Source organism: Psychromonas saccharinae, assembly GCF_051201515.1.
In the GTDB taxonomy this organism is placed as follows: Bacteria; Pseudomonadota; Gammaproteobacteria; order Enterobacterales; family Psychromonadaceae; genus Psychromonas.
Genome location: NZ_CP195153.1, coordinates 2320057 through 2332938, shown reverse-complemented (window position 1 = coordinate 2332938; position 12882 = coordinate 2320057). Strand labels below are relative to the sequence as shown.

Annotated in this window: 13 protein-coding genes; 7 read left to right on the top strand and 6 right to left on the bottom strand. The window is 34.9% G+C overall.

From position 1 onward, the window contains the following. The first annotated feature begins 93 nt into the window (after window positions 1-93). The 6 genes from bioB (at window position 94) to ACR30L_RS10315 (ending at window position 7528) form a co-directional block, all read left to right on the top strand. Complete coding sequence (gene bioB / locus ACR30L_RS10340) at window positions 94-1146, top strand: biotin synthase BioB (RefSeq protein ID WP_435234177.1); 1053 nt, start codon at window positions 94-96, stop codon at window positions 1144-1146. 400 nt (window positions 1147-1546) lie between these two features. Continuing rightward, the gene (locus ACR30L_RS10335) at window positions 1547-2368 is read left to right on the top strand and encodes a hypothetical protein (RefSeq protein ID WP_435234176.1); all 822 of its coding nucleotides are present in this window, start codon (window positions 1547-1549) and stop codon (window positions 2366-2368) included. Window positions 2369-2451: 83 nt separating this feature from the next. Then, window positions 2452-2853: a phosphate-starvation-inducible protein PsiE gene (locus ACR30L_RS10330; protein ID WP_435234175.1), complete on the top strand. Its 402-nt coding sequence runs from the start codon at window positions 2452-2454 to the stop codon at window positions 2851-2853. A 528-nt stretch (window positions 2854-3381) separates the two neighbouring features. Then, window positions 3382-4581: an acetate kinase gene (locus tag ACR30L_RS10325; RefSeq protein ID WP_435234174.1), complete on the top strand. Its 1200-nt coding sequence runs from the start codon at window positions 3382-3384 to the stop codon at window positions 4579-4581. 473 nt (window positions 4582-5054) lie between these two features. Beyond that, entirely contained in the window at window positions 5055-7148 is a 2094-nt protein-coding gene (gene glgX, locus ACR30L_RS10320) for a glycogen debranching protein GlgX (RefSeq protein ID WP_435234173.1), read from the top strand. A gap of 128 nt (window positions 7149-7276) precedes the next feature. Next, window positions 7277-7528 carry a DUF2960 domain-containing protein gene (locus ACR30L_RS10315; protein ID WP_435234172.1) on the top strand — a complete coding sequence of 84 codons (252 nt, stop codon included), beginning with the start codon at window positions 7277-7279 and terminating at the stop codon, window positions 7526-7528. Between the two features lie 88 nt (window positions 7529-7616). Here the strand turns inward: ACR30L_RS10315 and ACR30L_RS10310 are convergent, their stop codons facing one another. Both ACR30L_RS10310 and ubiU read right to left on the bottom strand, forming a co-directional pair. Continuing rightward, complete coding sequence (locus tag ACR30L_RS10310; RefSeq protein WP_435234171.1) at window positions 7617-8495, bottom strand: U32 family peptidase; 879 nt, start codon at window positions 8493-8495, stop codon at window positions 7617-7619. 26 nt (window positions 8496-8521) lie between these two features. Then, window positions 8522-9517: a ubiquinone anaerobic biosynthesis protein UbiU gene (gene ubiU / locus ACR30L_RS10305; protein ID WP_435234170.1), complete on the bottom strand. Its 996-nt coding sequence runs from the start codon at window positions 9515-9517 to the stop codon at window positions 8522-8524. Window positions 9518-9705: 188 nt separating this feature from the next. On the opposite strand from ubiU, the gene ubiT reads away from it, so the two are divergent. Next, complete coding sequence (gene ubiT, locus ACR30L_RS10300; RefSeq protein WP_435234169.1) at window positions 9706-10236, top strand: ubiquinone anaerobic biosynthesis accessory factor UbiT; 531 nt, start codon at window positions 9706-9708, stop codon at window positions 10234-10236. A gap of 101 nt (window positions 10237-10337) precedes the next feature. Here ubiT and ACR30L_RS10295 read toward each other — a convergent pair whose 3' ends face one another. The 4 genes from ACR30L_RS10295 to cyoE are packed head-to-tail and all read right to left on the bottom strand — an operon-like array spanning window position 10338 to window position 12872. Next, complete coding sequence (locus ACR30L_RS10295) at window positions 10338-10838, bottom strand: hypothetical protein (RefSeq protein WP_435234168.1); 501 nt, start codon at window positions 10836-10838, stop codon at window positions 10338-10340. Window positions 10839-10849: 11 nt separating this feature from the next. Further along, window positions 10850-11338: a copper chaperone PCu(A)C gene (locus ACR30L_RS10290; protein WP_435234167.1), complete on the bottom strand. Its 489-nt coding sequence runs from the start codon at window positions 11336-11338 to the stop codon at window positions 10850-10852. After that, the gene (locus ACR30L_RS10285) at window positions 11335-11958 is read right to left on the bottom strand and encodes an SCO family protein (RefSeq protein WP_435234166.1); all 624 of its coding nucleotides are present in this window, start codon (window positions 11956-11958) and stop codon (window positions 11335-11337) included. Before ACR30L_RS10285 ends, ACR30L_RS10290 begins: the two co-directional genes overlap by 4 nt. Beyond that, complete coding sequence (gene cyoE, locus ACR30L_RS10280) at window positions 11958-12872, bottom strand: heme o synthase (protein ID WP_435234165.1); 915 nt, start codon at window positions 12870-12872, stop codon at window positions 11958-11960. The genes ACR30L_RS10285 and cyoE overlap by 1 nt, the downstream gene beginning before the upstream one ends. Window positions 12873-12882 lie beyond the last annotated feature (10 nt).

The following is a 12882-nucleotide window of genomic DNA, read 5'->3' as shown; positions in this document are numbered from 1 at the left end:
TTTTAATCTTTTGTAAAGTTTATTGTTGTTTTTTATTGACAGGTTGCTGTTGAACTTTACACTGATTAAATATTTATATTTTGGAAAATGACTATGATAAATACTAATTGCCGTCATGATTGGACCATTGAAGAAGTTGAATCAATGTATGAAATGCCTTTTATGGATCTGATTTTTAATGCGCAAACTGTCCATCGCGCAAATTTTACGCCTAATCAAATTCAAGTAAGTACATTGTTATCAATCAAAACCGGGGCATGTCCTGAAGATTGCAAATATTGTCCACAAAGTGCGCGTTATGATACTGGACTTGAGAACCAGCAGCTGATGGAAGTAGATAAAGTGCTCCATGCTGCGAAAGAAGCCAAAAAGAATGGTTCTACGCGTTTTTGTATGGGGGCTGCTTGGAAAAATCCAAAGCAACGTGATATGCCATATCTTGTTGAAATGATAAAACAAGTAAAAGCGTTAGGAATGGAATCTTGTATGACACTTGGTATGCTTGATAGAGGGCAAGCAGATCAACTTTCCGATGCAGGGCTTGATTATTATAATCATAATCTTGATACTTCCCCTGAATATTATGGCCAAATCATTACGACACGTAGCTATCAGGATCGTCTCGAAACATTAAATAATGTACGAAGTGCTGGAATGAAGGTCTGTAGCGGTGGAATTTTAGGATTAGGCGAAGCACAGGTTGATCGTGCAGGGCTGCTTGTTCAACTTGCAAATTTACCAACACATCCTGAAAGTGTACCAATTAATAAGTTAGTCAAGGTAGCCGGTACACCGTTAGATAATGTTGATGATCTCGACGAATTCACTTTTATTAAAAGTATTGCTATTGCACGGATCATGATGCCGAGATCTTACGTACGTCTTTCTGCAGGCAGAGAAGATATGTCTGAACAAACCCAAGCACTTTGTTTTATGGCCGGTGCAAACTCCATTTTTTATGGTTGCAAGTTACTAACTACTGCAAATCCAGATGAAAATACGGATAGGCAATTATTTAAGAAATTAGGCATTAATAAATCAACAGTTAACCTTTCCCCGTCAAGTCAAGAAACAAGTGTTGATGCTGCAATTGTTCGTTATCGTGAAAAAGACGAGTTATTTTACGATGCGACAAGTGTTTCATAATTATCTTTAGTGATGTTATTAAGCCATCTAACTCTATGCAATGATGTTAATTGGGGTATAGATAATGGCTTAGTGTTATAGTCCGATATGTGTTTTATAAATAATATTTCCCTTTTCTTACACATATATCATTGTTGTATTTTATTGTATATGACGCTATCTGATTGTTATTAAAACCGATATCAAGCGTTATATACAAATTAGGACTTGTTTATCACCAACGCTATCTATATTAACCATCACGTATGTAATCCACTTGATTTGGTGATAAAAAATAGTGAGAAATATAGTCAGCTTTATTTATTTCAATTAAATAAAGTTGATTTACTCTTTGAATTGGCAAACAATCCGTTTACTAGCCGTAGGTTATACACTCATCGTTTTGTTAAGGAAGTTTGAAATGAAAACACAGCCATTACATCATGTTTTTTTCTCGAAGATATTTGTACCTTTATTAGTTTTTATATTTCAAATCACAATACCAACAGCCAATGCTAATACCCTCGTGACCAATTTTTCTGCTGATAATGTTGCCATTGATGCTGAAGGTCGACAGACTGCTATTGGCAAACTCTATGTTAGTGACGATGCAATCCGAGTAGATGGTATCCCATCAATGGGTATGCTAAAGGGAGTAAAACTTAATCTATCAATATTATTATTGAAAAAGTATGGTATGCAATATATCTATAACCATGATACAAAACGTGTTTATATTTCATCTATTAGTAAAAATATTTTCTCGGGTGATTATAAATCTATGGGTGATATTACAGTTGGAAATACGATTGCAAATGAGCAGGTGTCAGGATATTCAACGAATAAGAAATCAATGTTAATTAAGTATTATATCGCCGGACAAACTATTACATCTAACTTGTTTGTCTGGGAAAGTAACCGTTTTACGATTCCACTTAAATTAATGGATGAAGCGGGTAATATACAGGTATTGCGTAATATAAAATTAGCTAAACCTGCAGATCATTTTTTTGCACCGATGAAAGGTTATCAAGTCGTAGATAGTTTAATGGGAGTCATAGGGTTAGATTTTTCTAATTTAATGAGTGGTTTAAATTTGGATAAAATTCAAAGTATAGATGTCTCTAATTTGATGCAAAGCATGAACAACGGTATGTCAGAAGAACAAAAAGCAAATATTTCTGAGTTATTGCAACAAACCATGACTAAATTTCAACAAGCTGATGGTGTAGATTCGAAATAAAAAAATAGTGTAATTAAGTTTATTTTACAATCCATTACAGTATAGTCTCACACAGATAGTGATTCTCAATTAGGATTTTTAATATGGACAGTAAACTAAAAAAAACAGCTTATCGTACATTAGTGTATTGCGAAGATTTTGGGTTGATTATCGTTGCAATATCAACCGTTATCGCATTAGGTTTTGAAATTTTTTCAATGATTGGTGCTAAGGCCGTTACATTATCCGATCTCTTGTTAATGTTTATTTACCTTGAAGTATTTGCGATGGTAGGGACTTATCTTAAATCAGGGAAATTACCCGTTCGCATGCCTTTATATATTGCAATAGTGGCGATTGCTCGATATATCATTTTGGATATGAAAAATTTAGATACATTACGTATGTTAGGTTTAGCAGGGGCTGTATTGATTATTGCGTTAGCTATTTTAGCAATTCGTTTTGGTCACTGCCGTTTTCCTTACAATCATGAAGATATTGATTAATAATCAATTAATTTAAAAGTATCTATTAGCAAGTCCAAGCTTGTTATCAATTTATATTGATAACAAGCTTGGACTTTTTCTTTTACCTCGAAAAATTCCCCATCGAAAGAGTGCTGTTAACAGTCAATATCTTAAATTTAACTCAATAAGACGTGATTATTAAATTTATATCAAATTTGTTAAATCTGAGGTTTTAAATATTGAGTATAAATTCAATAGTCTGATAAAAACTAAATTACTCATATTGTAATCCGTATAATACTGATTTATAAGAGTTTAAGTTTTAATTTTTTGTAGGTTAAAGATGATTAATTATCATTTGTGTTTCTACAAATGCTTACTTATTTCTATTTCATTGTAAAATTGGTGTGAGATAAACATAAATAGGCGTGATATGAAGCACATTTTTATTTTTATTTACTGCTTTGGTGTTAAGTGTTTGTTATTATCCTGTGATTTTTATTTAAGCTGATATCTATAATGTAGTTATAGATGGCAATATTTAACATATTAATTAAGGTGAATTTAATGGAAAACAAGTTAATACTTGTACTTAACTGCGGTAGCTCATCTCTAAAATTTTCAATTGTCGATAATGATGACGGCAGCGAAAAACTTTCGGGCATTAGTGAATGTTTGCAATTACCAGAAGCAAATATTAAATGGAAAATTAATGGTGTAAAAGAGAGTGCAGAATTAACACCTGGTGCAGGTCATAAAGAAGCTCTTAATTATTTAGTTGATGAAATTCTATGTCATCATTTAGAACTAAAAGATAATATTATTGCTATTGGTCACCGTGTTGTTCATGGTGGCGAACGTTTTACTAAGTCAATGATCATTACAGACGAAGTATTAGCTGGCATTGAAAAGTGTGTTCCATTAGCACCTTTACACAATCCTGCGCATCTAATTGGTATTGATGCTGCTAAACATGCTTTCCCTGAGCTTGTTAATGTCGCGGTATTTGATACGGCTTTTCATCAAACAATGCCTGAAGAAGCTTTCTTATATGCATTGCCTTATAGTCTTTATAAAGAAAATGGCATTCGTCGTTACGGTATGCACGGTACCAGTCATTATTACATCACTTTACAAGCGGCAAAGGAATTGAATAAACCGGTTGAAGAGCTAAATATTATTAGCTGTCATTTAGGTAACGGTGGTTCTGTTTGTGCTATTAAAAATGGGGTTTCTGTTGATACCTCAATGGGAATGACGCCACTTGAAGGTTTAGTAATGGGGACGCGTAGTGGTGATATTGACCCTGCTATTATTTTCCATCTTCATGATGAGTTAGGCTATAGCGTCGAAAAAATCAATAATATACTGACAAAAGAATCTGGTTTGTTAGGTATTACAGAAACAACGAGCGACTGTCGTTATGTTGAAGATAATTACAAAACCAATGAAGCCGCTGCGCGTGCTAAAGAACTCTTTTGCTACCGCTTAGCGAAATATATTGGCAGTTATGTTGCCGCATTGGATGGGCGTTTAGATGCCGTTGTCTTTACGGGGGGAATTGGCGAAAACTCTTCACCTATTCGTGAATATACATTAGATCGTTTATCTCTATTAGGCTTTAAAGTTGATAAAGAAGCCAATAATACGACGCGTTTTGGTAAAGAAGGTATTATTACCGAAGAGGGCAGTACTGTCGCAATGGTTATTGCAACAAATGAAGAGTGGGTTATTGCACGTGATACCCATGAATTAGTAACTGACTAAATAATTCTTATTATGACCGGTTATCATATTTATGAAGCCGGTTTTTTCCATTATTACTTTGGTATCAATAAAACCCGCATTATTAATTCAAACACTTTATTTATCATAGTTAACTCTCCTAATATTAACGATACACGTATTCTTACACGTTAAAGCAAATTCTGGTCTGCTAAGTAAATGCGTAGTTTTTCTGTAATTTTATTCAATATATCTCCAACTTAGTAAACCAAGCATATTTGTTCTGAATCAGGATACACATTATTGCGATAAATTAGTTTGGGTTATCTGGGCAAATTAGTGAGATAACGTGGAATTTTATTATCCTTTTATTTAAAGCGTATTCGTTTAGAGTTAAATTGATTTTCTAATCTTATTTGTTAAATATAAGTGAATTATTTCTAATTTAATGCGTTATTATTACGTGTTTTTTATAACAAATTATTTTTTAGAGTCTTCTTTATAGAGGAATTTAGATGAATGCTACATCACAGTACCAATTTATATCAGGCAAACCTTATCCCATGGGGGCTACATTTTATAATGATGGTGTCAATTTTTGTATTTATTGCGATGAAAGGGCGATAGCTGTTGAATTATTATTATTTAAAAAAGCAGGAGATCTGGAACCTGAACAAATAATACAGCTTGATCCTCTCATCAATCGTAGCTTTTACTTTTGGCATATTTTTGTTCAAAATTTGCCTGAATATACTTATTATGCCTACCGTGTTGATGGTCCCTATGAACCTGAAAACGGCCTGTTATTTGATAAAGAAAAAATATTAATTGATCCCTATTCTAAGGGAAATGATCATTCTTTGTGGAATCGCGAAACAGCTTGTAAACCAGGTTCAAATCTACATACTTCGATGAGAAGTTGTGTCATTGATATGAATAATTATGATTGGGAAGGTGATCAACCTTTAAATCATCGGCTCAACGAAAGTATTATTTATGAGGTACATGTCAAAGGTTTTACCCAATCAACCAGCTCAAATGTACAGTACCCAGGTACCTATTCTGGATTGATTGAAAAAATCCCCTACCTGCAACGACTCGGTATCACCAGTGTTGAGTTATTGCCTGTGTTTGAATTTGATAATTCTGAAATGTATTACATTAACGATCATGAAATCGTTAATTATTGGGGATACAGTACCATCAGTTTCTTTGCGCCTCATGTAGGCTATTGTAGCGATTCACAACATAGCAATCATATTGATGAATTTCGCGATATGGTTAAGGCGCTTCATCGTGCTGGTATTGATGTTATTTTAGATGTAGCTTTCAACCACACTAATGAAGGCGATAATCGCGGGTTAACCTTTTCATTTAAAGGATTGGCCAATGATACTTATTACATGTTAGATCCTAATAACAAAAGCCAATACGCTAATTATTCTGGATGTGGTAATACCTTTAATTGTAATCATCCTATTGCGACTAAATTGATACTTGATTGTCTTTGTTATTGGGTGAAAGAGTTTCATATTGATGGATTCCGCTTTGACGAAGGTACGATTTTAACACGTGGTGAAGATGGTGCTTTTCTTGTTCATCCGCCTGCTGTGTGGGGAATTGAATTATTAGAAGAGCTAGCCGATACAAAAATAATTGCTGAAGCATGGGACGCAGGCGGCGCTTACATGGTGGGATCTTTTCCTGGTAACCGGTGGGCTGAATGGAACGGTGTTTATCGGGACGATATTCGAGATTTTGTGCGCGGTAAACGCGGATTATTAGGCCGTGTTGCAAAACGCTTTTCAGGTAGTTCTGATCTGTATCAGAAGGAAAATGAGTTACCAAGCAATAGTATTAATTTTATTTGTATTCACGATGGATTTACGCTGTTAGATTTAGTTTCATATAATGATAAACATAACGAAAGTAACGGTGAAAATAACCGAGACGGCGTAAATGATAATCGAAGTTGGAATTGCGGCGAAGAAGGGCCTACAGATAATGGCAAAATTAATTCTCTGCGACGTCAGCAAATGAAAAATTTTGCAACTATTTTAATGTTATCGAAAGGTGTACCGATGTTTTCGGCCGGTGATGAAGTATGTCGAACGCAACATGGAAATAACAATGCTTACTGTCAGGATAATGCTATTTCATGGTTTGATTGGCAAAACATTGAAAAATATGCGGGAATGCTTCGTTTTTGGCAATTACTTATCGCTTTTCGTAAACGACATCCTCGATTGTTTCGTAATCGTTTTTACGATGGTGAAGTCAACAGTCGAGGGTTACCTGATATTTCTTGGCATGGTTGTCAACTTGATAAACCGGGGTGGGAAGATCCTGAAGGTGCTGCTTTATCCATGACACTTGGGGCAAGAGAAAATAGTGAAGATCTCCATATTATGTTTAATATGTTTGAACAGGAACTGGACTTTGAATTGCCTAAAGTAGAAGGTCGGGACTGGTATTGCACGATTAACACATCTTTACCAACCCCCTTTGATATCCTTGAAAGAAATAAAGAAATTGCACACATTGGTGATATCTATAAAGTGCCAGGACATTGTGTCGTTGTTTTAATATCAAAAAACTCACTTTCTTAAATATTGATTCTTTGATTGCTAAGTTGAATGGTAATAGAGATAAATGCATAGGTATTAATGCGTTTTGCTTGTTAGAATGCAAAATACTAATGAAGTCTATACAGTAACAGTCGAGAATTGAGGTTTTTATGGCAAGAGAAGTAAGTTACAAATTTAAAGGAAAGCAGAAAACGATACAGTTTTCCTATGGCCAATATCATGATATATATGAAGCTGCTGCTGCGAATGAGGGAATTGATTTATCATCTTTTTATGCAATGGAAAAACAACTTGCAATGAGTTCACGTGGGCAAGGGATTGCAAAAAATTATCGACAAACAGAATTTACAAGGATGGGATTCTCTTCCATTCATTTTGTTAAGCAAGAAAAAACGGAGTAATAAATAAATAAATAAGCTTATAACATATTAGTTTCATATACTCAACCACACTATCTGGTTGAGTATATACCCGTTACCAATCAAGATGCTAAAGTTGTGTTTGTAATCCAGGAATGGCGTACCAAAATCCATTGCTTTCATTAGGGGGTAAAACACAGCAATCACGTTGACCTGTTAATCTTTCTTTATATTCGTTCACAACTTGTAAACTATCAATATGATTTGGGCTAATACGCGCTATATCAACGATTTCGCTCATATCCGGTAGTTCATTAATTAAATTATAACAACTACCTGATTGTGTTTGGATACCATTTAACACAAAGACTTCTTGTCCTTCTTGCGTGGTTGTTATTCTACCTTGTGGGTATTTAATACAGCACAATTCACAATCATCTTTGGCTTTATTTTCTGAACGCGCGGTAAAGCAGCGAGCAGAATACGCGAGTGGCATATGACCATGGGCAAAAACTTCAACTTCAAATTGATCACGGATGCCAAGTTTCTCGCAGTCATCTAAGGTTCGGATTAACCAATCCTTCGATAATTCAACGGGCATAACCCATCGATACATCCCTTTATTTGTTAATAACTTTAGTACACTTGCGTTATAACAATTAATAGCAGGACCGCAGACAAAAGGGACTTTATTTTCACTGAGTATTTGCACCGCACCAAGGTCATTTGCTTCAATACTAAAATGCCCATTTTCACAATATTGGCGTAGTATTTTTACTTCAGTCGGTGACTGCAATAAAGCCATTGTTGAGATAACAACTTCCTTACCACTTTTTGCAATTTCATCAGCGAGCTCTAACCAATCTCTTGGTTTTAATTCTCTTCTTTTACTGCATACGGTTTCGCCTAAATAAATAATTTCAGCATCGCTGTTAATAGCTTGATGATAAAATTCTTCTACTTTATTTTTTTCCCAATAATAAAGTAGGGGGCCAAGAGATAGTTTCACGCTATATCCTTTTTTTTAATAAAATCTTATTGCCATTTTCGATGATAAGCACCGAGTGTTGTTTGGCTGCCTTCTGAAACATTTGCTAACGCAGCATCCCATTCAGATTTAACTTCATACATATCAGGGTTTGATTTGTACGTGTCAATTGCATCACGCCAAACACGTGTAATTTGTTCTACATACGCAGGACTTCGCTGCCTACCTTCAATCTTGACTGCACTGATATTTGTTTGCATTAATTCAGGTAATAGAGACAGAGTGTTTAAACTCGTTGGTTCTTCGAGTGCATGGTAAAGCTTATCGTCTACGTAAAACTTACCTTTACAGAGAGTAGGGTATCCTGCTGTTTCATTTTTTTTATAGCGATCAATTAATATATTATTTAAGCGTGATTCCATGCCATTTTCGGTTTCTTCCCATCGTACATATTTTGCTGGAGAGCATGCCCCGACAGTATTGGGGGATTCACCGGTAAAGTAAGATGACAAGTAACATCTACCTTCAGCCATAATACAAAGACTGCCAAATGCAAAAACTTCTAAATCAATTTCTGTATTGCGTGCTAACTGTTTGACCTGTTGCACTGATAAAACCCTCGGTAATACGATACGTTTTACATTGAAATTTTGTTGGTAGAATTTAATCGCTTCGGTATTAGTTGCGGAAGCTTGTACTGAAAGATGTAATTCAAGTTCTGGGTATTTATTTGCTGCATAATCAAGTATTGCAATGTCGGCAATAATAGCTGCATTTGCGCCTAAGTCGACACATTTATCAACCGCTGTTTGCCATCGCTGTTCATTACCTGGGTGGGCGAAGGTATTTATTGCGATATGTAGATGCTTGTTATTATCGTGTACATATTGCGCGCCTTTTATAATCTTTTTGTCGTTAAAATTTAAACCAGCAAAATGGCGTGCATTGGTATCATCTTTTAAACCGATATAGACAGCATCGGCACCACAATCTATCGCAGTTTTTAAAGCGGGTAAACTACCTGCAGGGCAAAGAAGTTCCATTCAATCTCCCGAATAATATAGATTTGGTAAACTATTTAATTAATTAAGTTACTAAATCTATGAATATGTTAGTAATTATTATGGGCTAATAATAAATGATCTTTTTAATAAGTTTACCGACTAGATCAATGTTGTATTAGGAATATTGCGATAATTTCATTTTACTATTTATTTTTTAAGAGCATGACATGTTTAAAACGGTATTAGATAAGTTTCAACACCAATTAGTTTGCAATGGTCCAAGTGCACTTGCTTATCCATCAAAACTTGTTCCTTTTTTTATTCAAAAGAAATTATTATTAGAAATACTTTCTCGTGTTTTTGCTGAAGCAATAGAAGACGATGAGTTAACTTTTTTGCAGGACAAATGGTTAAAGGTATGTGTTACTGATATCGATTTAACTTGGTATATCAGTTTTGATGGAGCAAGACTCATCATTGCTGAGCATTGTATAAAAGAAGATGTTAGTTTTAGTGGTGCTGCAAATGAATTTATTTTAATTGCAGGGCGTAAAGAAGACCCTGATACATTATTTTTTCAACGACGTTTATCTATTCAAGGTGATACAGAATTAGGATTAGAAATAAAAAATTTATTAGATAATCTAGATTTTGATAATTTACCAAGGGTTACACAAAAAGCATTAGATCATTTTTCAAGATTCGTTCAGCATGGAATGAAGTACAGCGAATTTAAAAGTGAGTTTAAAACTATATAATGCTAACAATGCAGGATTGCTCACTCTTATAAAATAAATACTGTGCATATTCACGTTTCCAAATAATTTATAGTTGAGCTAAGGGAAACGTGAATAATGTATTAATTATTAATAACTTGTCTTGTTGTTACTAAACACAGCGTAGTGAATTGTGATGTTAAAAAAGCTTCTTTACCAAGGATTCGTTTGCTAGATAATACAACCGTTCTTTCATTTAGTTTCCCCTTGAGATCCCATTTACTAAAAGCTTCATTACGCGCATCATTGCAAGTTGTTTCTAATACGTAACTTTCAGTTATTGCAGTGTCACAACTTCCATCCGCATTTTTTACACCATAAAAAGATACATGGCTATCACGGTCACGGTGACTAGTAACAGCCAAAGCATTAAATAAATGTATATTTTGGTTTTCTTCATTGTAACCGAGAATGCGATACGGGTTTTGTTTTATTGTCGAGTCCGCTAACGTGCGGAGTTCTGATGAGCAACCAATGTCTTGTTGCTGAGTTAGTTGATCAAGGCCCGACAATTTTTCTGCCTGACTAAATTGAGATATCGGTAATAATATTAATAAACCAATCAGTTTTAGCTTCTTATACATAATTATTCCGATTAATGAGCGTTCATGTCTATAACAGGTAAGTTAACGTTATAAGATTCACCATTTTTGCGGGATAAAGTAACGTTAATCGATTCACCTGCTATAAAACGTTGATTTAATCCCATAAACATTAAATGCTTACCTTTGGGTTTAAATAGAATGCTTTCATGAGCAGGAATAATGACAGCATCCATTTTACGCATAAGCATTTTATTATTGTCCATTTCCATCGTATGGTATTCAGTAAATTTAGCAACGCTAGTTTCTGCGCGTGTAAAAGTCATGGTTTGATCGCTATTATTGGTTAATTTAAAATAACCCGCACTGACTTTTACGCCAGGAATAGTTGCTTTAACACGTGCATGTTCTATTAAAAGATCTTTATCAACTTGTTGCTGAATACCCATTGTATGGGATTTTTTTTCCATATGCTGCTCTGCGTATACGCTGCTGTTTACACCAATAAGTATTGAAACAAGAACTAATTGAAGCTTGTTCATTGTGGATCCTTTTGTTGTTTATCAATCTCTCGTTTTATTCTAGCAGCGAGTTCAATGGGGGTTGTATTGTGATTCATAACATCAACTAATTCCCCAGTACGACTGATAATATAAAACTGTGAGGAATGATCGACTGTATATCCAAGTTGTGAAGATTCAAGGTCGACCATATCAAAGTAAACTCCGTATTGTTTACTTAATATCTCAATTTCTTTTTCGGTGCCGGTTAAGCCCATAATTCGATGGTCAAAATATTGAGCAAAATCATTTAAAGATGTTAAATCATCTCGTGTTGGATCGACGCTAATAAAGAAACCTTGTACTTGTGGGTAAATATCTGAAGGTAATTTTTTAAATGCACCAGACATAACGCCCATTGAAGAAGGGCATACGTCCGCACAGTTTAAGAAACCAAAATATAATACGACAACTTTGCCATTATATTCTTGAAGATCAATGCGTCCATTGGCACTATCTAGTTGAAACCGACCACCCAAATCTTTGAATTGTTGTACTTTTTCTCCAATAGGTGAGTCAGTTGTGCTCATATATAATGCAAAAATACCGAGTAAGGCAAGTACACCAATACTCAGTATTAATTTAGTTGGATTTTTATTCATTAAACATTTCCTTTATGGGAGATGTAATTTAATCCTACTTGTTTGAATGTTTCTACGTCTAAGTTAACAAAATCGACTGAAATTAGTACACAAAAAGCCATAATACAAACAATTGAAAGTAACATTAGTTGTTTACCCCATTGTTCAACGGGCATTTTTTGATAGCCGACTTTGGCAATATACAGCCAATATAAACTAACTAATCCCATCCCTAATGCATACCAACTTCCGGTATAACCTGAATAAGTAAGCGCAAGAGAAGCAATCCCAAAGGCGATAATATACGCAATCATATAGGTTTGAGTGCGTTTCATGCCGGCCTGAATTGGCAAGACGGGGATATTTGCTGATTTGTAATCATCAAAACGGTAAATAGCAATCGCATAGGAGTGTGGAATTTGCCAGATACAAAATGTGATAAATAAGATCAACGCCCCAATATCAAACTGTTGACTAACGGCACAGTATCCAATCACCGGAGGACAAGCCCCCGATAAACTCCCAATTAATGTGCCATGAACGGAGTGGCGTTTATAATAGAGACTATATAGTCCGACATAAACGACAAATCCAAGCAATGCAAAAACAAAAGCAAGAAAAGAAGTCGCAAAAAATAACGAACTAAAACCAATAATACCCAATACAGAAGCCCAGATTAGCGCATTGGTTACCGGAATAACTTTTTGCACTAACTCTCGTTGACAGGTCCGTTTCATGATCTTGTCAATATCTCGGTCGATGTAATTATTAAAAACACAACCCGATGCAACGACACAGGTTGTGCCGATACACATTGCCAGAAATATAATCCAATCTATCTGGCCCTGTGAAGCAAGGAAGAAGCCACCCGCAGCAGCAATTAAGTTGCCACGGATAATACCTGGTTTACATAACTGAATATAATGGTTGAACATAAGTTTCTCC

Bases quoted from the DNA above. Each gene is read 5' to 3' on its own strand.
- bioB (WP_435234177.1), top strand. From the start codon at position 94: ATGATAAATACTAATTGCCGTCATGATTGGACCATTGAAGAAGTTGAA.
- ACR30L_RS10335 (WP_435234176.1), top strand. From the start codon at position 1,547: ATGAAAACACAGCCATTACATCATGTTTTTTTCTCGAAGATATTTGTA.
- ACR30L_RS10330 (WP_435234175.1), top strand. From the start codon at position 2,452: ATGGACAGTAAACTAAAAAAAACAGCTTATCGTACATTAGTGTATTGC.
- ACR30L_RS10325 (WP_435234174.1), top strand. From the start codon at position 3,382: ATGGAAAACAAGTTAATACTTGTACTTAACTGCGGTAGCTCATCTCTA.
- glgX (WP_435234173.1), top strand. From the start codon at position 5,055: ATGAATGCTACATCACAGTACCAATTTATATCAGGCAAACCTTATCCC.
- ACR30L_RS10315 (WP_435234172.1), top strand. From the start codon at position 7,277: ATGGCAAGAGAAGTAAGTTACAAATTTAAAGGAAAGCAGAAAACGATA.
- ubiU (WP_435234170.1), bottom strand. From the start codon at position 9,517: ATGGAACTTCTTTGCCCTGCAGGTAGTTTACCCGCTTTAAAAACTGCG.
- ubiT (WP_435234169.1), top strand. From the start codon at position 9,706: ATGTTTAAAACGGTATTAGATAAGTTTCAACACCAATTAGTTTGCAAT.
- ACR30L_RS10295 (WP_435234168.1), bottom strand. From the start codon at position 10,838: ATGTATAAGAAGCTAAAACTGATTGGTTTATTAATATTATTACCGATA.
- ACR30L_RS10290 (WP_435234167.1), bottom strand. From the start codon at position 11,338: ATGAACAAGCTTCAATTAGTTCTTGTTTCAATACTTATTGGTGTAAAC.
- ACR30L_RS10285 (WP_435234166.1), bottom strand. From the start codon at position 11,958: ATGAATAAAAATCCAACTAAATTAATACTGAGTATTGGTGTACTTGCC.
- cyoE (WP_435234165.1), bottom strand. From the start codon at position 12,872: ATGTTCAACCATTATATTCAGTTATGTAAACCAGGTATTATCCGTGGC.